This window comes from Clostridium sp., from assembly GCF_036660475.1.
Classification (GTDB): domain Bacteria; phylum Bacillota; class Clostridia; order Clostridiales; family Clostridiaceae; genus Clostridium_J.
Genome location: NZ_JAVXAO010000011.1, coordinates 15,618 through 35,668 on the forward strand (window position 1 = coordinate 15,618; position 20,051 = coordinate 35,668).

Consider the following 20,051-nt stretch of genomic DNA (forward strand, 5'->3'; position numbering starts at 1 on the left):
TCTATTTTAATATATTCATAACTCTATTGTATACTGTATCGTATTTACTTCTTTCAATGTTATCAAGATCTGAATTTAAATACTCTAAGTAATCATTTAAATCTTGTTCTATATATATATCCGGTTCAGTATGAACTTCTTCATTTACTATGCCCACACTGTTCATGGATAGAGTTGATGAAAATTGTATAGCTATCTTACTATTGGGAAGGAGAGTAGCTATTGGTTCTGGACCTAAACCATCTCCACCTGTGGTTGTTCCTATTATTTCTGCAAACTTAGTATCTTTGATTATGCTTGCAAAGTACTCTGATGCAGAATAAACTATATCATCAACTAATATATATATATCCCCTTTAAATTTTATAGAATTACCATAAGGGGTTATAGTTTTATCTACGTTATATATTCTAAAGTTATTTAAATCATAATTACTATTTGGAATTTCAGATTTATTTATTTCTTTTTCACTTAACATTCTTGAGAAGTAATATTCATCCATAAATTTGGTATCTTTAAAACAATCATAATAAGACATATATAAAGGTTTATCGGATAAAGCTGAAATTAGAAATTCACCAAATTGGTTATTTCCACCACCATTACCCCTTATATCTATAATAATATTATCAACATCTGCACATTCATTTAATAAGAATTTTTGTATAGTTGCTTGGTTCTTTGCCATGTATTCATTGTTAAAACTTCTAATCTTTATATATGCGGTTTTACCTGCATCTACAATATCTAATGTAATATTGTTGTCACTAGAGTTAATAAAATCGCCATAATACCATTCTTTTATTTCTTTGCTATATGGATCATAGTGAATGGTTGAATCTATTTTTTCATCATTATATTCAACTTCTATACTGTCTGGTGAACTATCTCTTTTAAAATAATTATCTTCATGTATATAATATTGATTTCTTTTAGAATCCTTTAATACATAATAAATCTCTTTATGCTCATACAAATAATCACTTACACTTTTTCCATTAATCTTAGTAATCATACTTCCTACTGGTACTTTTTCATTTTTAGATTTTGTAACAATATATTTACCTTGAATATACTTACATTTTACATCTGCAATATAAAGGGTTTTTGAATACTTATCAGTCCAATATTCAGTTTTTTCTTTTAAATCAATGTTGCTATCATTTAAATTACTATGATCAAAAATTAATGAGTTGAAGGATATGCTGCTATGAGCATTTTGTAATAAACGCATAGTTAAACTTACATTCTTAATAAATTCAGTATCATTTTTAGATTTAGATATTTTTTCTATAAGTTTTTCTTTCTGATCTAAAAAATTATAATCTAATGTTTTTTCTTTAACCTGAAAAAAAGGATAATTATCTTCTAAAAAATTCAACAAAAATACTGCATCTGTTTTATATGTATCATATTTTTTATATCTTTTATATCCATAAATTCCTCCAACTATCAAGAATATAGAAATTATAATAACTAAAAGAATCTTTAATTTTTTATTCATTAATTATTTCCTCCAAAATGTAAGTTTATAATTTTATCTGATATATCTAATACTCCAGCATCATGGGTTATTACAAACTCATTCACTTCGCTCTTTCGTAAGTTACCCTGAGGTGTAAAATTTGGAAATTTACCCTTCCTAAACTGTAATCCTAAGGAAACTTTGTCCCTGGAATAATTTTCACCCCAGGGGTAATGTGAAAGGACCTTGGGACTTGAGCTTGCTACATAAGTTGGATAATATGAATGGTATAATATTTAAGATGTTGCTCGATAGCAAAAATATATATGTATCATCTAGTTCTGCTTGTTCTGAAAATTTATTGATGCAATCTCATGTGTTAAAAGCAATAGGATTAACTGATGAAGAATGCGATAGTACGATAAGATTTACGTTTAGTAAACATACATCAGTAAGAGAAATTAATTATGTAACATCTGAAATAATTAATTATTTTTATGATATAGCATTTGTTAAAATTATAATTGGAATAGGAAGAAGAATAGATAATGTGCAAATTAGATATCCTATTTTGGTGGATTTTTTTATGATTATATACTCTAAGCCATCAATAAATCCAAGTAAGGCAGCCATAAGCGTTATAAATATTGAAAAATTTATAGATTGAGTGTTACTACAAGAATAGAGGTAGGCTGAAAATATAACCAGAATTATTAATAATACCGAAAATAAAGATTTCACTTTTCTAAAAGTATTCATACATAAACTCTCCTTAATTGCATTATATGTATCATAATACAATATGAGTAACAAGCTGTCCAATTATATTTATGTATTCAATTAATAATATAAAAATGCATTCTAACATCTAAAGTGGATGAGAAAATTAACAATCGGTTTTAGTCAACAATGTTACTCCATATTCTTATTATGGCAAGGTGGTATTAGTATCAATATATAAATTATATTTATATATGTGACAATATAGTTAAGTAACACTATAAAGAATTAAGCTTTTATAATGTTGTCAGGAAGTGTGTGTTACTGATAGCAGTTTTGTTTTTATGGTGAGAAAAAACTATTATGAAATCCAACGATGTAAGCTTCATAATAGTTAAGTTTATTAGTGAGGTGTCGGAAATTAACACTATCGCCACCGATAAAGTCATGACGTATATTCAATGTATATATCGGTGGCAAAACTTATGATCAAAGTCATTCACATCTTGGGATTTGATCTTGCTAATGTACAAACGTAAATATGATAGTAATCCCCCAGATTATCTATATACTTTCCTATATAATCTGGGAGTTAGATATATGACAAGGCATTATTTTATACCACATATAGTTTATATAACCAATAAATTTTAGATTAGCCAGGGGTGACATACCTACTTATACCTCCCAATAAACTCCTCCATGGCCAAGCTTATTAGCTGCTGGACCTTAAACTCTTTATGCTCCTTTACAAACTCATCCCATTTATCAGATACTTCTACATCAATCTTAAATAGTTTCTGTTTAACTTCCACAATGGCTTTAGGTTTAAGCTCTATAGGCTTTACATCTACTATATTTATACTTTTGTTATACTCTTGTATAACTTCTTTTATTGGCTCTATAAGGCCTATAAGTTCTTTTAAAGTTTCAACATCTATATCTTCGTTATACTTTTGTATAACTTCTGGCTTTGGGGTGATGTTATACCTTTGTATAACATTTGTTATATCTTTATTTTCAATAGCCGGGTTATCCATTGGTATAACTTTTGTATATCTATTCTATTATAACTTTGAATTTCCTCTTGATTTTGAAAATAAATTACAAAAATTGTAAGTAAAAATCCATATATGGTCCCCCCTTGGGGGTAATTCTATAAAAATTTTTTTTGCTGCAACATAAAAGTCTAGATGAATATTAGTTTTTTCATCTAGGCTTTTATTTAAGCGAGATTGTTCCGCCGGGTTATTCTGTTTTAACCACTACTAATAGATAACACAATTGTATATTATTTTTAAAATACTTAACCTTTTACCTATATACAATTTTTGTAAAAAGATATATAATCATTTTAAGAGGTGATATTGATGAAAAGTGAGGAATTTAAAGGATTAGAAGTTGATATACTACAGGCTAAAAATGGGTCTATGGAGGCTAAGGAGCGAATTATCAAAAGATATGCAAACTATGTGTACACAGAGGCTTTTAAAATAAGAATCCCTAACTTCGATATAGAAGATATGATTCAAATTGGAACTTTTACAATACTAAAATGCATCATTAGCTTTAACCAGGATAAAAGCAAAAATTTCACTAGTTATGTTACCAGAGCCATAAAGAATAATTATTTAGATCTATTATTAAAAGAACAGAGAAGACATGGCAAAAACACCTCAGATGAAATGCTAGTAGAAGTGGCTGATGCCATTAGTATTGAAGATAACGTACTTATGTCAATAGAAGTATCTACCCTCCATAAAGCCTTTAAAAATCTAACTATAGGTGAAGCAGAGTTAATATCTCAGCTATATTTTCAGGGAACTTCAATCAAGGAAATAGCAGCTGATTTAAATGTAAGCTATACCACTATATACAGAAGGAAAAATAGAGCCTTAAATGTACTTATGAGTTCACTTGCTAGTGAGATAAGTGTGTAAGAAATTGAATTCTCACCCCAGGGGTCATTGCGAAAGGCCGTGGGACTTGAGCTTGATTGCTACAATCAATAGTAGTTAAAAACAGATAAAATATCCTTAATGCAAATTCAAAAAAACACCATTAATGGTGCATATTTCACTTTTAATATAATAATAATATTATTAGGAGGATATAAATGATGAAAAAAGTGAACACATCGTTATTCATACTTATTCTCATTATTATGATATTCATTATTATGATGTTTATTATTAAATACAATAATAATCAGAAGGAATATAATAAAAATTATGATAATACTAAAACAGTACTTCAAAATAAATTAATGCAGTATAACTATGAAATACCTGATGATTATAATAAACAAATTATCTATATAATCCAAGGTGAAGTTGATAATTTAAACTTTAAAAGATTTATTGTATCAAATAATGACACAATAAATCTAGAATTAAATAATAATGAGCAATTCATTGTATCATTATATTCTAATTCAACAATAGACGCTAAATGGGTTTTAAACAACTATAACGACACAAATATAATTGTTAATTCTGAATGTTTGTTAGATAATTTCAAGGCAGTTCCTAAAAATAGTACAGGTGTATCCTATACTAGAAAATTTTTCACACTGAAATATTTAACTTCTAATGAGACACAACTACCGTTTAATTATTTTAATTCACCTTATACCTCAAATTCAAAATCTAATTTTACATTTAATATAAATATAAAGTTAAAAAAGTAAAAAATGGGTAGGTAATAAATATAATTTACGATAAATAAAGCAACATAATTTTTAATATTATGTTGCTTTATTTATTAATTTATTATATAAATAAATTACAAATAAATGAAGTAGGTGAATTTAATGGAAAATAAAAAGAGATTAAATATATATCAAATGCACATAATAATATTATTATTAATATGTGCATTTTTCATTGTATTACTTGTAAATTATCAACGAAAAAGTGATGCTATGATTAGAGATAAATTTCATTATAACATAAGAAATTTTAATCTTATAATGGATGATTATGAAAATGACATTAATAAAACCAATGATATTTATCAAGAACTTGATATTATAAAAAAATTAGGTTTAAGACTAGATAATTCAAATTATAGCTTGGATTACCGTGAATTTAACAATAATTTTAAGAAACCAATTACACCATTAGTATATTATTTGCTTGAAATAAATCTAGAAACTTTTGAAAAAAATGATATTTATAGAAATGAAGTATTAAATAATTTAAATGAAGTTTATTTAATTTCTTCTGAAATATTAAAAATGCCTATAAATACTTTTTTTGAAAACAATAAATTTAATATATTTAATAAAATAAAACCTAATGATAAATTAGTTGATTACTTTGAACAAATAAATTCAATTGTAGCAGCAGAATAAATATATAAATTTTACGTTTGTAAACATTAATATGGAAATGTATAATATTTTATAGTACTTTGCAATAAAAAAGCAAAGTACTTTTTTAGTACTTATTTGGGATATCAACGAGTTACATGAGTTTTAAACCATATTTTACATCAACTAATAAGTTCCTGATGAGAGTGTTATCTTAAAAACTTAATTCTGTTATTACTACCACATCTAGGTCCTTCTCTTCACATATCCTTTGAAGTGCAACTTCGACATCTTGAACCTTAAGTACAGTATTATAGAAATCCTTAGCTACTTCAGCAGCCACTATCTGAATCCTTGGCTCTGGTCTAAAATTATAGAACATATCCCATACAGTCTTTACTATTACTTCATTTAACTCTTCCTTGGATTCCTCTGATATTATGGGGAAGGTTATCTCCCTATTTTCAATTCTATCTGTACAATTCTTTAGAAGAGAATGATAAAACTTTTTATCCTCGATATCTTTGTTAAAATACTTTTCATTCATGGTATCCACTCCTTTAAAATAAGATTATACATATATATATTTAAGTGGCCCGATAATTTGCAAGTAGGTTCTATACACATAGCTATAGTTCCCAGTACAGATTTTTCTTCTTTCTCCCACCTATTATAAATGAAATTTGATCTTTGAAAATTGAATAATACGGCATTTACAAAATATGTTATAATAAATTCATAATGGTATCATATTATTCATTACCTATATTAAAATAGGAGAGGTGAAAATTATGTTAAAAAAATTTCAAAAAAAATACCCCAACTGGGTTTACTCACTTATTGGGGTAGTAATTATTCTGGTTATAATTAATGGGATATTTATTACAACCACTTTTAAGTATAAGGAAAAACTTGATAATGCTAATATAATTGTTTTTACTTTTCAAGGGGAAAATGAATTAATTCGTATCGATGATGGGTTAATTATAATTACCCCAGATAAACATATGGTATTTGGAGGGAATATTGAGTATATTGGTTTAAAAGATGAAAACATTAAATTTTATGCTAATGAATAAGAATTTTCACCCCAGGGGTCATTGCGAAAGGATTCGTAAATGCATTTGTTTATGAATCAAGAAGACCTTAATAGCTATATTTTTTTCTTTTTTTCGATCTAATATATAGATATATAAATATAATTATACAAATAAATTGAATAATGTCTATAGTTATCATACTAGCCTTGCTAAGTATTACTGTATGCTTTAGAATTATATCAATAATTCCCGTTAAGAAATATATTATAGGTGGTATATAATATATTTTTTTATTAATTTTAAACTCATAAGCTAGCAATGTAAGTACAATTAAACGCAAAATCAGCTCCATAGTAAATCACCCTCCTTTATGTATAAAATAGGTATATATTATAAAATATTATTATTGTATTAAGCAACATTATTATAAGGATTTTGGATGTGCTTGTTTGGCAACAATATGTAAACAATAGCAAACTCGTTCACTTCGCTGTTTGGTAAGTTACCCTAGGTTAAAATTTGGAAACTTTGTCCCTGGAAGAATTTTTACCCCAGGGGTCATTGCGAAAGGCCCGTGGGACTTGGGCTTGCTATAACGCTAAACTTATAGAGCTTTTTTGACTTATTAGTTGAATTTGCATTGTTACTATGTCTATACTACTAACCCTCAAAGGGCTCATGGCTAAATTATATCTTATTCATCAATACAGGATAAAAATCTAATAGTGCATGTACTAAAATAGGAACTATCAAAGAATTACTCTTTTTATATAATAAAACAAATATTGCTCCAGCCGCAGTATATCCTCCAAGGGTTGAGATAATAACACTTAAGGATTGAGTAACTAAATAGTTATTTGTAATAATTGGAATTGCAGCATGCATAGCGCCCCACATCATACCACTAATTATTATGGCTAAATATGTAGGTAACTCTTTGTCTAATTCTGTAAATAAGTATCCCCTAAAAATAAATTCTTCTGAAAATCCTACAACAATTAGAAAAAAGAATGGTTTATATATACCTGCTAGTGAGAAATCACCTTTGATAAAAAATATTCCTATATAAATTGCAAATAAAATACAAGCAACTATCTTGCCATTTCTCGTTGTTCCAGTTATATTTAATGATTGTTTTTTTCTAAGCATAATTGACATAATAATTATTACAATAAGTAAGTTAGCTAGAAATTCAATTAATAAACTTATTCCGATATTTGATATAGTGACGTTTTTAGCAGCTATAAGTAAATCATTATTATAGAAGTATTTTATCAAGAAAAAGAAATACACCATATATATGCCTATAAGAGCTATGGGATATATAATTTTTTTGTTAATTTTCATCTAAAGTCTCCCCTTTTTATGTATTTTACAATTTAAGTTGTATTAATTTCAATGTTGTCAGTTAAAAATAACACATAAATTTAAATTACAGCTTAAGTTGAATTTTTATCATGACATGACTTAAATTTATATGACAATGAATTGCTATACCTGAGTTGCTAAACCCCTCCTTTCTCTGTTGTGAATTAAAAATTACAAAATTTTATAAAATTAAATATATTTTTAATAAAAAGTATAATTTTTATTAATTTCAGTATACATATTCCATGTAAGAATAGTCAATCTATATTCACTTTTAATTATATTCATGATGGTAAGTTACTTTGAGAAGGTTATATATAAATGATAGTTCATAGATGAGTTACAGGGTTCCTTCTTACTGCAGCTTAATTGCAAAATCTAGTGACATTTTCAATATATATGGGGTAGCATCATCAAAATGCGGATTTACAACGCTAAGCAATTTCTGACGCTATAATTAATGATTTTAAATTTACATTTTTACTTTTAATACAGTCTATTAATAAAAATAAATCTTTTGTACTTCTCGTTATTCTAGCTAAATCAGTTTCATAAATAGTATCCCCAGCTTGTAATTCATTTAACATTTTTTGGAGTTATTTTCTATCCATTGTTGCTCCTGATACTTTTTCTTGATAAATAATATCCATACCTATTTCATTCAATTGTTTTATTTGTCTTTCTTGATTTTGGTCTTGTGAACTTACTCGAATATATCCTATTTCCCTCAAATATTAATATATTTAAATTTATACGGTGTATTGCTCTTAAGCAACCTTCATCTTAATGTAAGAATAACTTCATAGCAATAAAAAAAGAGTAGTTCGGCTATAACTACTCTCTAGGTAAATGGAATAATATCTATTTCTATTATATTACATTTCTAAGGAATTAAAAACTTAATTCTGTTATTACTACCACATCTAGATCCTTCTCTTCACATATCCTTTGAAGTGCAACTTCAACATCTTGAACCTTAAGTATAGTATTATAGAAATCCTTAGCTACTTCAGCAGCCACTATCTGAATCCTTGGCTCTGGTCTAAAATTATAGAACATATCCCATACAGTCTTTACTATTACTTCATTTAACTCTTCCTTGGATTCCTCTGATATTATGGGGAAGGTTATCTCCCTATTTTCAATTCTATCTGTACAATTCTTTAGAAGAGAATGATAAAACTTTTTATCCTCGATATCTTTGTTAAAATACTTTTCATTCATGGTATCCACTCCTTTAAAATAAGATTATACATATATATATTTAAGTGGCCCGATAATTTGCAAGTAGGTTTTATATACATGAAGTATCACACCATTGAATATTTTAGATAATCTCACCCTGGTGGAAGTGTAAGAAAAAAGTGGTATAAACTCATGGAGTTAGTCCACTTTTTCTCACACTTCCATTAATATTAACTTTAAACTATCACTTAATCTGCAGTCACAAGGAAACCTTGTCACTGCACTATAGACTATCTTTTTATCTCAACTTCTCAAAGTGCCTTTCAGAAGTTTCTAATAAGAATCTAAAGACTATCCTCTCTATCCTTGGTCACAACTAAAGTTGTCACCAACCTCTACTTAGGAAAGGACCTAAAGTAAATCATATACTCAATTGCCCCTTCCGCCTATAGCCTTTATGAGATATCTTATACTCACGGTCTGGACTCCCCACTCCTGTTAACACTAAAGTACTTTAGTATTATAGTACTAAAAAATTCATCTACATTTAAATATCCTATTATACGTTGGTATAACTTTTGTATAGCTTATACTTTCGTTATACCTTTGTATCACATTTGTATAAGTACTTATTATCTTCACCTCATAGCTATAGCTGCCAGTGTAATTTTTCTTCTCTCTCCCACCCATTATAAACAATATGAAACTATTGATAGGCTTTCCACCTACGCGGTGCGTAACGTGTCTACAGAGCTCCCATCCTATAGTGATTTCTAAAATCAAATAATTTAAAGTTTGATTTGTAGATAAGGAGAAACAGTATTAAAATTTGTACTTTGAAAATTGAATAGTAGGGTATTTGAAAAATATGTTATAATATGGATAAAACATATTGATTTGAATGTAGTTGTATATTATTACGACGTTATAGAACGATTTCATAATAGTAAACATAAATGGAGGATGGGGATGTGTAATTTAGTTAAACCAGACAGTTGTCTTAAAGAAAAATTTATAAATATGGTTAATGATAATAATGAGGATATTTTTAATAGTGAGCATTTCAACACTAATTTTGATTTTGAAGGATATATTAAAGATCTTAACGATTTATCGAAGGGTATTGGGTTACCTAAAGGCTATGTTCCTTCAACAGAATGGTGGCTTATAAATAACACTGGTGATATTCTGGGAACTGTTAGATTAAGACATAAACTAGTAGAAAGAAACTATCTTGAAGGTGGTCATATTGGATATGATATTTCGCCAAGGTTTAGACGAAAAGGATATGGAAAAATTATATTAAAATTAGCATTAGACAAAGCAAGAGAACTTGAATTTGAAAAAGTATTGTTAACATGCGATCTTGATAATATAGGTTCAAAGAAAATTATTGAAAACAATGGAGGAAAATTAGAAAATACTATAATTTCTAAAGAGACAGGTAAAAAAGTTTTAAGATACTGGATAGAATTATAGCGGTTTGAAATCTCTACATTATCAAGAGTAAATTTAAAAAATGATATGGAATTGTACATTATTGTACTTTAGATAAGATTTTAAAAATGTATAAAATACACAAAAGGTGGAATGAAAATGAAAAATATTTATATACGAATTTTAGTATCATTTATTGTAGGTTTTTTAGTAGCATGGGGATTTTTATGGGGATTCTCATTTATATTTAATGCAGGTGATGCAGTAGGTATCACTATGGGTATTGCCGTAATATCAACAATTATTTTTTGTACATTTACAATTTTAGAAGAAATAAAAAAACTTAATACAAAGTAATAATATATTTATAAAAATGCCGTATTATTTGAAATTAATATGCGGTATTTTTTATTTCGAAATTCAAGAAAAATATCCATAAAAAAAGAGATAAAACCATAAATAATTTTCACCATAGGGGTAATACGAATGTATCTTGGAACTTGAGCTTGCTACATTAAACAAAATAATTTTATTACAATTTCAAATTAAAAATAGCACTGAAATTAGCATTTTCCCTAGAGGCATAAAACCTTGTTGGCTCTAAGCGTTTAACACCCTAAGAACATAAAAACATAAAAACATGAAAATGTAGGAAATTACTATAATAATAAAAAATATCACAAGTTATACTTATAATTATTATAATTTGGAGTATAATAATTATAAGGGGTGATTTAATTGAATCGTTTTGTGAATAGAGATAAGGAACGTGAGTTTTTAAATGATGAATATAATAGAGATGGCTCTTCATTAGTCATTCTATATGGAAGAAGACGGGTGGGTAAAACTGCTCTTACAGTAGAGTTTATGAAAGGTAAAGATGCTCTTTATTACCTGGTTACCGAAGAGAGTGAGGCGCAAAATAGAACTGCGTTTAAAAATATGGTAGCGAGTTATACAGATAATGAACTACTCAGCAATGCAAGTGTTCAAAATTGGGATATAATATTTAAATCTCTTATTGATTATAAATCAGATAAAAAAAAGCTTATTATAATAGATGAATTTCAGTATTTAGGAAAATCTAATGGAGCATTTCCCTCCATATTTCAAAAAATATGGGATACTATGCTGAAGGATAAAAATGTCATGGTGATTCTGTGTGGATCATTAATATCCATGATGGAAAGTCAGACCCTTGCATATACCAGCCCACTATATGGAAGACGTACAGGGCAGATAAAACTAAAACAGATACCATTTAGATATTATAATGAATTTTTCCAAAGTAAGAATAGGAAAGAGCTTATAGAATACTATGCTGTGACTGGTGGAATACCTAAATACATTGAACTTTTTTATGATAGCCAGGATATATATACGGCCATAGAGAAGAATGTACTCTCAAAGTCAAGCTTTCTATATGATGAGCCTAATTTTTTACTTCAACGAGAAGTATCTGAGGTTGGCAGTTACTTTTCTATAATTAAAGCCATCGCTGCCGGCAATGAAAAACTTGGTAAAATTGCAGGTGTTTTGGAGATTAAACAGACTGGAATCACAAAGTATTTAAATACTCTTATAAACTTAGATATTATTGAAAGGGAAGTTCCAATAACTGAGGAAAACCCTGAAAAGAGTAAAAGAGGTTTGTATAAAATAAAAGATAACTTCATCCTATTTTGGTTTAAATTCATCTATCCAAATTTAAGCTTTATTGAAAGTGGTAACGAAAAAATTGCCATGACTAAAATATGTAGAAATCTTATAGACCGTCATGTAAGTTATGTGTATGAGGATGTATGTATAGAAGAGATGTGGCAGCTATGCAGTGAAGATAGATGGAGTTTTTACTTTGACAAAGTAGGCAGATGGTGGAATAGCAATACTGAAATTGATATTGTGGCAATTGATTCCACTGGAGAAGATATAATCTTTGGAGAATGTAAATACTGGGAAGGTAAGGTTGGTATTGATGTTTTAAAAGCTCTTGAGGAAAAGGCTAAATCTGTAGAATGGAAAAAAGGAAATAGAAAAGAGCACTTTATACTCTTTAGTATCAATGGTTTTACTGAAGATCTAATAAACTTATCAAAGGAAAGAGATGATTTGATTCTTTCTCAATAATAATTAAAAGAACCTTTGATATTAAAGGTTCTTTTTTATGTTCTTGTACCCTTTAACCATTGATATTACTAAGCTCTTCTTCTATTTTGAAGTATGGATTTTGTCCATATAAGTATCATGCCTAAGGCAAAATATAGTATAAGAGTTTGTGTATCAACTTTGAAAATTTCTATTGAATATGAAAGAGTAACTGAAGTAATAACTTTTATTAAGAATTAAGTTTTATTTTAAACTCTATGAGTTCACCCTTCTTTTCTGCTGTAAGACTTCCTTCATGAAGCTCAATTATTCTTTTTGCTATAGATAGTCCAAGTCCAGAACCCTCATTTTCTAAACTTCTTGCCTCATCGAGTCTATAAAACTTTTCAAAAATCTTTTCTAGTGCAGCATCCTTTAAAGATTCACATTTATTTGTAAATGAAATAAAGATAGTTTCTCCCTCTTTATTTACTTCTATTTTAAAAATTCCACCTTCATCACTATATTTCTCTGCATTTTTTATAAGGTTTTCTATTACCCTTGAAAATAGCTTTATATCAATGTATGTATAAATTTCTCTATATGGATTTTTTAAAAGCACCTCTATGTTTTTAGAGGAAAATCCAAGTATACTTTCACCAACCATTTGATTTATTAGGTTAGCCAGATTATGCTTTTCTCTATTTATTTTAAAGTCAGGGCTAGTTAGCTTAGTGTATTCAAACAATTCATTGACTAAATCCTTTAATCTTAAACTTTTACTATATGCAATATATATATACTTTTCTCTTGTTTCTTCATCAACTTCACCCCTATCTAATAGTTCTAAATAGCCAACTAGTGAAGTTAGAGGGGTTTTTAAATCATGGGATATGTTAGTTATAAGCTCTGCCTTTGTATTTTCAATTTTCTTTTCATTTTCTATTCTTTGAGCAAGCTCAATGGACATATTATTTATACTTGTACAAAGCTCTGCAAGCTCATCTTTCCCTTTTACATTTATTGTTTTACCAAACCCATCTTCCTGAATACTTTTTACTTCCTTAGTTAAAAACTTAATATATTTTACCTTTCTATTTAGAAGTAATATAAATGTTGTGAGAAAAATTCCTATGCCTATAATTATCATAATGAAGGCTAAATTTACAGATACAAAGTAATTTGTCTCTAAATAATAGGTGATTTTAGGGAAAGCTTCAACTGTTATAGTGAGTATAATAAATAGTAACTCAAAAGTAACAACTATTGAAAATATTAAAGATAAGGTTATATAAAGACTTATCTTATTAAAGTTGATAGTTCTAAATCTTCTAGTACAAAAAATCCCTATTGTGACTATAAATACAAATAAGGCAAGGTACTTAAAAAAATATACACTTTTAGGAATTATATCAAAGTCTGAAGTTCCATTATTTAGCTGTAATACAGTTATAATTGCATAGCCTTCTGCTATTACAAATTGAGCTAATATAAAACCAATTAGTACTCCTAAAATAATGTTGTATTTTATCTTAAATTTTTTAATCATATCTTATACCCTACTCCCCAGACTGTTTTAATGTATTCAGGATTTTTATTGTCTTTTTCTAATTTTTGTCTAAGCTTAGTTATATGAACCATTATAGAAGTGTCTCCAACTGCAGCTTTATTTCTCCATATATTTTCATAGATTTGATCAACAGAAAAGACTATATCTCTATTTTTACACATAAGCTCAAGAATTTTATATTCTGTTGGTGTTAAATTCACTTCATTTCCAGAAACAGTTACCATATGTTTATCAGTATTTAATACTAAATCACCTATTGTTATAGTAGATTTTTCTGTACTACTAAAAATAGTATATCGTCTAAGATGAGCCTTAACTCTAGCTAATAGTTCCATAGAACTAAATGGTTTTCCTATATAGTCATCTGCACCTAAAACAAAGCCATTTATCATATCTATTTCTTCACTTTTAGCTGTAAGGAAGATAACTGGCATTACATGATTTTTTCTAATCCTTATTAATGTATCTAAACCATTTAGTTTTGGCATCATTACATCTAAAATAACTAAATCAAATTCCTTTTTTTCAATTAACTCTAGTGCTTCCTCGCCATTTTCAGCTAACTCCACATTAAAATTCTCTGTTTTCAAATAAACCGCTACAAGCTCTCTTATATCCTTATCATCATCTACCACCAATATATTTTTACTCATATTTTCCTCCTTTACACTTTAGAACATAAGCAGGTGGGATATTTTTCACCACTCTTCTATAATTAATGTTCTTAAAATACTCTCCTAAAAATTTCAATGTAAACAGTGAATATTGAAATGTAATAAATTCGGTATTTTTACTTACTAGCATTGAAGTCTTCTTTAAAATATTGCAAGAAACCTTCCTTGGAAGTGATGCAAAAGGTAGTCCTGATACAATGTAATCTACCTTTTCTATATCATTTTCCTTTAGTATTTTATCAATATTTTCTGCACTATCATTTACTATTATTACATTTTTCTTATGTCCATATCGATTTTTTAATATATTATAGAATTCTGTATTTACTTCTACTAATAAGACTATTGTATCATTTTGTACCCTTGCAAGTATTTTTTCTGTAAATACTCCAGTGCCAGGTCCATATTCAACTATAGATTTTGCATTTCTAAAATCAATACTATTTATCATTTTTTCTGCTAAACTCTTACCACTTGGCGCTACTGCTCCAACCATCTTTGGATTTTTAATATACTCAAATAAAAACATTTTATCCTCCTAAAATCTCCATTTTATTATAGAGTAAACTTAAATGTTTAATCTTTGCACTATAAAAGTATTAAGATTTGTTAAGATTTAAAAAGGTTTGCTAATTTATTAATTGAAAATTGAATAGCACCTTGTTGTATAATAATGCTATAATTTCTTTATAATGGCACTGTGTTATGAGGGATAAATAGGAATTTAGCGTTTAGATTTAAATATTAGGGGGACTATTATGAAGAATATTAAAAATCAGGTTCTGATTGTGTTAACAGAACAATGGAATGATTGGGAAGCAAGTTATGCTATTGCAGTTATCAATTCTTTTTCAGATTATAAGGTTAAAACAATTGGAATTGATAAACTGCCTAAGAAATCAATGGGAGGTATTAATGCCTCTATAGACTGTACTATAAATGATTATAAGGATTTCGATAAAACTGCTATGGTTATTCTACCTGGAGGTTTATCATGGGAAGAAAGTGACTATAATAATATTGCAGAGTTTGTTAAGCGAATAATGGAATTACATATTCCTATAGCAGCTATTTGTGGTGCAGCCACTTTCCTATGTAAGCATGGATTTCTTGATAATATAAACCATACAGGAGACAGTCTTGAATTATTTAAGCAGCAAAAAGAATATAGAGGAGAAGCATTTTATATTAATCAACAGGTAGTTGTTGCAAATCAAGTTATTACTGCAAATGAAACTGCAGCTGTACAATTTGCTTATGAAATTTTTAAAATATTAGGAATTGATAGTGATGAAGAAATTGAGCAATGGTATGACAATTTTAAAAATGGTGCAATTCGTTAGAATGCCAGTAAAATTATCACTATAAATTCCAATTTTACAACTATATTTATAGAAATAATCTTAGATTTAGCTGCCTTAGTCTATATTAAAATAAGGTGCTTTTGGTGTTATATATCGTAACAAAGGAGAGATATGGTAAAGAGTATGTTAAGTTGTGAAGAAAAAATCATTTATGGTGTTTTCACTGGTGAACCTTATATTCTTCATGAAGTAAAATATATCTAAAAATTAGGTCACACTTTTCATATAACATTCAACAATTATAAAATTAGATAATTTCTTTAAATGCCGTATTATTCAAATGAATAATACGGCATTTTTTATTTCACCATTCAAGGAAAATATCCATAAAAAAAGAGATAAAGCCATGAATAATTTTTACTCCATGGGTAATGCCAAGGGATCTTTGAACTTGAGCTTGCTACATTAAACAAAATAATTTTATTGCAATTTTAAATTAAAAACAGCCCTAAAATTAGCATTTCCCTAGATGCCTCAAACCTTGTTTGCTCTAAGGCTACATGGGGCTAAGAACATAAAAACATAAAAACACAGAAATTCGGATAATTTTAAATGGCAAATATAAAATTTAGTTTATAGTTTAAGATTTAGTCTGTAGGTAAAGCGAAACAGTATTGAAAGTTGTTCTTTGAAAATTGAATAGTAATTTATTTACAAAATATGTTATAGTTAATTCATAATCGTATTAAATTCTGAGGAATCAATAAAAAATATTTTGCGAATTTTATGGTGTAAGGGGGAAAGAAATGTGGTTGGATTACCTAAAAATTCAGTGATGTTATATCCTTATTCGGAAGAATGGAGTATGTTATTTGAAAAAGAAAAAATAAATATATATAACTGTATAAAAGAATATGTTATTGATATTCAGCATGTTGGGAGCACATCAATAAAAGGTATGTACGCTAAACCTATAATAGACATTGTTGTAGCTATAAAGAATTTAGAAGATGGATTTAAATTAATAGATGATATAGAGTCTATAGGATATCATTTTAAAGGTTCTTTAGGAAAGAGTAATAGATTTTTCTTTTGGAAAGGCAATGATAAAAGCAACACTCATAATCTTCACATTGTTCAACATGGAGATAAAAACTTTGATAATCTAATTTTGTTTAGGAATTTTATGAGCAATCATTGTGATTATAGAGAAGAATATTGCAGACTGAAATTAGATTTAGCCAATAAATATAAAGAGGATAGAGATGCATACACAAAAAGCAAGACTAAATTTATTGTTAATGTAATTGAATTGGCAAAGCGAGAAATACAGAAAATTTAGTTTTAATTTAGTTTATGTTTTACAGATAATAAATATAAATGAACAATATCCTTGTAAAGCGAAACAGTATTGAAAGTTGTTCTTTGAAAATTGAATAGTGAAGTATTTACAAAATATGTTACAATATGGACAAAGCAAATTGATTTGAATCGTAGTTGTAGAATATCACGAGATAGTTTGAATTTTAAACTGCTCGATAAATAGGAATTTAACCGCTAGAGTAAAATGGATTATTATTAATTAGGAAAAATGTTTTAGGTTGATGCAAAATTTATGGAAGTATATGATTTAATTATAAAATTAAGGCTGAAAGTGAATTAATTATATGTTTATATGGGGGGGATATAATGATGAATACAGTGAAGGAAATGAGAATTGAAACAGGAAGATTAATAATTAAACCTTTTATTCAGAACGATTTTGCAGAGTGTTATGAATTAATGCAAGATGAAGGGTTATTCGATTATTTGGATTGGAAGGTTACATCTATTGAATCATTTAGAGGAACATTTAAGTGGTGGATTGATTTATATGAAACCAATTATGATGGTGATTTCAAATATAATTTTGCAGTTTTTTTAAAGGATAATAATAAATTTATTGGGTGGGGTGGTTTTGGTGTTATAGACTGCTTTTATCCAGATAAAGAAATTTTCTATTTAATTGGAAAAGAGTATTGGGGAAAAGGATATGCTACTGAGATGATGAATGCTTTAATGGATTATTATTTCAACACAATAGGAATGAATAAAATTATTGCTTTAGCAAAACCCGAAAATATTGCGTCAAATAGGGTAATACAAAAACTAGGATTCAAGTTTCAGTATTTTGTTAACGGTTTACCAAAAGAGTTTGATTTTTTTAATGGAGAACCATATTATACCCTTACTAAGGAAGAATACTTAAGAAAATGATGAGTGTATTTGTGGGATGATAAAATTATGGGACAATCAATTTTCAAAATTTGCTTATAAGAGTTAAATTATTTAACAATGAAATATTGTATTATAATGAAAAACAAATTTATTTTTGAGAAAAGATGATAGGAGGATTTAGTGAGAGTTTGCTACTTACAATACACACTCTCACTAAAGAAAATTTATGTTTAAAGATATAAATATTAATACAGAAAATTTGATTATTAAGCCTTATTGTATAGATGATATTGATGATTTATACAAAATATATAGTGATGAAAAAGTTATGCAATATATACCAGAAGGTATTATGTCCTATAAATGGGTAAAAGATTTAATAACCTGGATGGTTGAATATTGTTATGAAAAAAACACCCCTGAAAATATTATTAAATTTGGAGTATCTATAATGGACAAAAAAAGTAATAGAGTTATAGGGTGGTGTGGCTTAGGTTCAGTTGATTGTAATCCGGATGATGTAGAAATTTTTTATGGATTATCTAGTGAATATTGGGGAAGAGGTTTAGCAACAGAGGCAGCAAATGCTATGCTTAATTATGGGTTTAACACTATAGGAATTAAAAGAATTGTAGCCTTGGTTAAACCAGACAATATTGCATCCAAAAAAGTAATTGATAAGATTGGCATGAATTTTGAAAAAATTTTAAAAGTTGAGGATTTAAATTATAGTGGTTATGATGGAGAATTATATTATTCCATGAGACAAGATGAATATAACAGGGTTAACTTATTAGAGTAAGCGATAAATTCCAATTTAGCAGTTAGATTTGATGAACAATTTTATTATATTACGAAAATAAAACTATAAATATATTTATGAAAATATCTTATTATTCAATTTGAAAATTGAATAATATAGTTTTGTAAAAATATGTTATAATTTAATCATATATGGTATTAAAGTGTGAATTTAAGATAATTAATATTTTTGTAGGGGGCTATAGAATGAGCTGTAAAATGTGTGAAATGCAGAGAAACATTAAGGATGACCCATATTTTATTATGGAACTTGAAACAGGATATGTAATTTTAGGATGGTTTCAGAGATTCAAGGGATATACCGTTTTCAATTGTAAAGAGCATGGTCCTGAATTACACAACTTAGAAAATTCGTTTAAAATTAAACATCTTGAAGAAATGTCTATAGTAGCGGAGGCTGTTTCTAATGTATTTAAGCCTGATAAGATGAACTATGAACTACTTGGAAATGGATGTCCTCATATTCATTGGCATCTATATCCCAGAGTAAAAGGTGATACCCCTATAATTAGCTCGGTATATCAATTGTCAAATGAGGAATTATTTGATGAATTTACAAGACCCGATGAGGAGCAGCGAAAAGAATTGAAAGAAAAGATTAAAAATGAAATTATGCATCTACTTTCAAAATAAGCATTAAGCGAAGTAATTGTGTAATACGTAATATTATATTGTTGGAAAGTAAAATTAAAAATGACTTTATATAAATACCGTATTGTTCTGTCTATACGGTATTTTTGCTTCGCCATTCAATGAAAATATCTATAAAAAAAAGATAAACCCATGAATAATTTTCACCTCAGATGTAATGCCAAGGGCTCTTGAGCTTGCTACATTAAACAAAATAATTT

At 27.6% G+C, this 20,051-nt stretch carries 22 protein-coding genes and 1 pseudogene; 13 read left to right on the top strand and 10 right to left on the bottom strand.

Annotated features, from left to right (window positions below; translation table 11 throughout):
- Position 1 precedes the first annotated feature (1 nt).
- A complete protein-coding gene (locus RSA29_RS14260; RefSeq protein WP_346944461.1) occupies positions 2–1,504 on the bottom strand; it encodes a S41 family peptidase in 1,503 nt (500 codons plus the stop codon).
- A 241-nt stretch (positions 1,505–1,745) separates the two neighbouring features.
- On the opposite strand from RSA29_RS14260, the gene RSA29_RS14265 reads away from it, so the two are divergent.
- Positions 1,746–2,132 carry a hypothetical protein gene (locus RSA29_RS14265; protein ID WP_346944462.1) on the top strand — a complete coding sequence of 129 codons (387 nt, stop codon included), beginning with the start codon at positions 1,746–1,748 and terminating at the stop codon, positions 2,130–2,132.
- Between the two features lie 727 nt (positions 2,133–2,859).
- On the opposite strand, the gene RSA29_RS14270 is transcribed toward RSA29_RS14265, so the two are convergent.
- Positions 2,860–3,225, bottom strand: coding sequence for a hypothetical protein (locus tag RSA29_RS14270; RefSeq protein ID WP_346944463.1), 366 nt, complete (start codon positions 3,223–3,225; stop codon positions 2,860–2,862).
- Between the two features lie 330 nt (positions 3,226–3,555).
- On the opposite strand from RSA29_RS14270, the gene RSA29_RS14275 reads away from it, so the two are divergent.
- The 3 genes from RSA29_RS14275 to RSA29_RS14285 all read left to right on the top strand — a co-directional run bounded on the left by RSA29_RS14275 (position 3,556) and on the right by RSA29_RS14285 (position 5,540).
- Positions 3,556–4,125, top strand: coding sequence for a sigma-70 family RNA polymerase sigma factor (locus tag RSA29_RS14275; protein WP_346944464.1), 570 nt, complete (start codon positions 3,556–3,558; stop codon positions 4,123–4,125).
- 176 nt (positions 4,126–4,301) lie between these two features.
- The gene (locus RSA29_RS14280) at positions 4,302–4,874 is read left to right on the top strand and encodes a hypothetical protein (RefSeq protein WP_346944465.1); all 573 of its coding nucleotides are present in this window, start codon (positions 4,302–4,304) and stop codon (positions 4,872–4,874) included.
- Positions 4,875–4,997: 123 nt separating this feature from the next.
- Complete coding sequence (locus RSA29_RS14285) at positions 4,998–5,540, top strand: hypothetical protein (RefSeq protein WP_346944466.1); 543 nt, start codon at positions 4,998–5,000, stop codon at positions 5,538–5,540.
- A gap of 172 nt (positions 5,541–5,712) precedes the next feature.
- On the opposite strand, the gene RSA29_RS14290 is transcribed toward RSA29_RS14285, so the two are convergent.
- Positions 5,713–6,045 (bottom strand): hypothetical protein, encoded by a 333-nt coding sequence (locus RSA29_RS14290; protein ID WP_346944467.1) that lies wholly within the window; start codon positions 6,043–6,045, stop codon positions 5,713–5,715.
- A gap of 244 nt (positions 6,046–6,289) precedes the next feature.
- On the opposite strand from RSA29_RS14290, the gene RSA29_RS14295 reads away from it, so the two are divergent.
- The gene (locus tag RSA29_RS14295) at positions 6,290–6,577 is read left to right on the top strand and encodes a hypothetical protein (protein ID WP_346944468.1); all 288 of its coding nucleotides are present in this window, start codon (positions 6,290–6,292) and stop codon (positions 6,575–6,577) included.
- A gap of 67 nt (positions 6,578–6,644) precedes the next feature.
- Here RSA29_RS14295 and RSA29_RS14300 read toward each other — a convergent pair whose 3' ends face one another.
- The 4 genes and pseudogenes from RSA29_RS14300 to RSA29_RS14315 form a co-directional block, all read right to left on the bottom strand.
- Positions 6,645–6,890, bottom strand: a complete 246-nt coding sequence (locus RSA29_RS14300) for a hypothetical protein (RefSeq protein ID WP_346944469.1) — start codon at positions 6,888–6,890, stop codon at positions 6,645–6,647.
- A gap of 335 nt (positions 6,891–7,225) precedes the next feature.
- Complete coding sequence (locus RSA29_RS14305) at positions 7,226–7,885, bottom strand: CPBP family intramembrane glutamic endopeptidase (RefSeq protein ID WP_346944470.1); 660 nt, start codon at positions 7,883–7,885, stop codon at positions 7,226–7,228.
- 479 nt (positions 7,886–8,364) lie between these two features.
- Positions 8,365–8,637 (bottom strand): annotated as a pseudogene (locus RSA29_RS14310) (recombinase family protein); the annotation flags it as partial.
- A 160-nt stretch (positions 8,638–8,797) separates the two neighbouring features.
- Entirely contained in the window at positions 8,798–9,130 is a 333-nt protein-coding gene (locus tag RSA29_RS14315) for a hypothetical protein (RefSeq protein WP_346944471.1), read from the bottom strand.
- Between the two features lie 930 nt (positions 9,131–10,060).
- On the opposite strand from RSA29_RS14315, the gene RSA29_RS14320 reads away from it, so the two are divergent.
- The 3 genes from RSA29_RS14320 (at position 10,061) to RSA29_RS14330 (ending at position 12,655) form a co-directional block, all read left to right on the top strand.
- Positions 10,061–10,570, top strand: a complete 510-nt coding sequence (locus tag RSA29_RS14320; RefSeq protein WP_346944472.1) for a GNAT family N-acetyltransferase — start codon at positions 10,061–10,063, stop codon at positions 10,568–10,570.
- A gap of 117 nt (positions 10,571–10,687) precedes the next feature.
- Positions 10,688–10,885 (top strand): hypothetical protein, encoded by a 198-nt coding sequence (locus tag RSA29_RS14325; RefSeq protein WP_346944473.1) that lies wholly within the window; start codon positions 10,688–10,690, stop codon positions 10,883–10,885.
- A 393-nt stretch (positions 10,886–11,278) separates the two neighbouring features.
- Positions 11,279–12,655, top strand: coding sequence for an ATP-binding protein (locus RSA29_RS14330; protein ID WP_346944474.1), 1,377 nt, complete (start codon positions 11,279–11,281; stop codon positions 12,653–12,655).
- A 208-nt stretch (positions 12,656–12,863) separates the two neighbouring features.
- On the opposite strand, the gene RSA29_RS14335 is transcribed toward RSA29_RS14330, so the two are convergent.
- Genes RSA29_RS14335 through RSA29_RS14345 form a run of 3 tightly spaced genes read right to left on the bottom strand, consistent with a single transcriptional unit; the run spans position 12,864 to position 15,386 of the window.
- A complete protein-coding gene (locus RSA29_RS14335) occupies positions 12,864–14,162 on the bottom strand; it encodes a HAMP domain-containing sensor histidine kinase (RefSeq protein ID WP_346944475.1) in 1,299 nt (432 codons plus the stop codon).
- Positions 14,159–14,836, bottom strand: coding sequence for a response regulator transcription factor (locus RSA29_RS14340; RefSeq protein ID WP_346944476.1), 678 nt, complete (start codon positions 14,834–14,836; stop codon positions 14,159–14,161). The genes RSA29_RS14335 and RSA29_RS14340 overlap by 4 nt, the downstream gene beginning before the upstream one ends.
- Positions 14,829–15,386, bottom strand: a complete 558-nt coding sequence (locus tag RSA29_RS14345; RefSeq protein WP_346944477.1) for an rRNA adenine N-6-methyltransferase family protein — start codon at positions 15,384–15,386, stop codon at positions 14,829–14,831. The genes RSA29_RS14340 and RSA29_RS14345 overlap by 8 nt, the downstream gene beginning before the upstream one ends.
- 229 nt (positions 15,387–15,615) lie before the next feature.
- Between RSA29_RS14345 and RSA29_RS14350 the strand changes: the two genes are divergently transcribed.
- The 5 genes from RSA29_RS14350 (at position 15,616) to RSA29_RS14370 (ending at position 19,833) form a co-directional block, all read left to right on the top strand.
- Positions 15,616–16,200: a DJ-1/PfpI family protein gene (locus tag RSA29_RS14350; protein WP_346944478.1), complete on the top strand. Its 585-nt coding sequence runs from the start codon at positions 15,616–15,618 to the stop codon at positions 16,198–16,200.
- 769 nt (positions 16,201–16,969) lie between these two features.
- Entirely contained in the window at positions 16,970–17,503 is a 534-nt protein-coding gene (locus RSA29_RS14355) for a GrpB family protein (protein WP_346944479.1), read from the top strand.
- Between the two features lie 347 nt (positions 17,504–17,850).
- Positions 17,851–18,417, top strand: coding sequence for a GNAT family N-acetyltransferase (locus RSA29_RS14360; RefSeq protein WP_346944480.1), 567 nt, complete (start codon positions 17,851–17,853; stop codon positions 18,415–18,417).
- Between the two features lie 187 nt (positions 18,418–18,604).
- Positions 18,605–19,180, top strand: a complete 576-nt coding sequence (locus RSA29_RS14365; protein WP_346944481.1) for a GNAT family N-acetyltransferase — start codon at positions 18,605–18,607, stop codon at positions 19,178–19,180.
- Positions 19,181–19,386: 206 nt separating this feature from the next.
- Positions 19,387–19,833 carry an HIT family protein gene (locus tag RSA29_RS14370; RefSeq protein ID WP_346944482.1) on the top strand — a complete coding sequence of 149 codons (447 nt, stop codon included), beginning with the start codon at positions 19,387–19,389 and terminating at the stop codon, positions 19,831–19,833.
- The last annotated feature ends 218 nt before the right edge of the window (positions 19,834–20,051 follow it).

Coding starts and splice junctions, on each gene's coding strand:
- RSA29_RS14260 (WP_346944461.1), bottom strand. CDS start 1,504: ATGAATAAAAAATTAAAGATTCTTTTAGTTATTATAATTTCTATATTC.
- RSA29_RS14265 (WP_346944462.1), top strand. CDS start 1,746: ATGAATGGTATAATATTTAAGATGTTGCTCGATAGCAAAAATATATAT.
- RSA29_RS14270 (WP_346944463.1), bottom strand. CDS start 3,225: ATGGATAACCCGGCTATTGAAAATAAAGATATAACAAATGTTATACAA.
- RSA29_RS14275 (WP_346944464.1), top strand. CDS start 3,556: ATGAAAAGTGAGGAATTTAAAGGATTAGAAGTTGATATACTACAGGCT.
- RSA29_RS14280 (WP_346944465.1), top strand. CDS start 4,302: ATGATGAAAAAAGTGAACACATCGTTATTCATACTTATTCTCATTATT.
- RSA29_RS14285 (WP_346944466.1), top strand. CDS start 4,998: ATGGAAAATAAAAAGAGATTAAATATATATCAAATGCACATAATAATA.
- RSA29_RS14290 (WP_346944467.1), bottom strand. CDS start 6,045: ATGAATGAAAAGTATTTTAACAAAGATATCGAGGATAAAAAGTTTTAT.
- RSA29_RS14295 (WP_346944468.1), top strand. CDS start 6,290: ATGTTAAAAAAATTTCAAAAAAAATACCCCAACTGGGTTTACTCACTT.
- RSA29_RS14300 (WP_346944469.1), bottom strand. CDS start 6,890: ATGGAGCTGATTTTGCGTTTAATTGTACTTACATTGCTAGCTTATGAG.
- RSA29_RS14305 (WP_346944470.1), bottom strand. CDS start 7,885: ATGAAAATTAACAAAAAAATTATATATCCCATAGCTCTTATAGGCATA.
- RSA29_RS14315 (WP_346944471.1), bottom strand. CDS start 9,130: ATGAATGAAAAGTATTTTAACAAAGATATCGAGGATAAAAAGTTTTAT.
- RSA29_RS14320 (WP_346944472.1), top strand. CDS start 10,061: ATGTGTAATTTAGTTAAACCAGACAGTTGTCTTAAAGAAAAATTTATA.
- RSA29_RS14325 (WP_346944473.1), top strand. CDS start 10,688: ATGAAAAATATTTATATACGAATTTTAGTATCATTTATTGTAGGTTTT.
- RSA29_RS14335 (WP_346944475.1), bottom strand. CDS start 14,162: ATGATTAAAAAATTTAAGATAAAATACAACATTATTTTAGGAGTACTA.
- RSA29_RS14340 (WP_346944476.1), bottom strand. CDS start 14,836: ATGAGTAAAAATATATTGGTGGTAGATGATGATAAGGATATAAGAGAG.
- RSA29_RS14345 (WP_346944477.1), bottom strand. CDS start 15,386: ATGTTTTTATTTGAGTATATTAAAAATCCAAAGATGGTTGGAGCAGTA.
- RSA29_RS14350 (WP_346944478.1), top strand. CDS start 15,616: ATGAAGAATATTAAAAATCAGGTTCTGATTGTGTTAACAGAACAATGG.
- RSA29_RS14360 (WP_346944480.1), top strand. CDS start 17,851: ATGATGAATACAGTGAAGGAAATGAGAATTGAAACAGGAAGATTAATA.
- RSA29_RS14365 (WP_346944481.1), top strand. CDS start 18,605: ATGTTTAAAGATATAAATATTAATACAGAAAATTTGATTATTAAGCCT.
- RSA29_RS14370 (WP_346944482.1), top strand. CDS start 19,387: ATGAGCTGTAAAATGTGTGAAATGCAGAGAAACATTAAGGATGACCCA.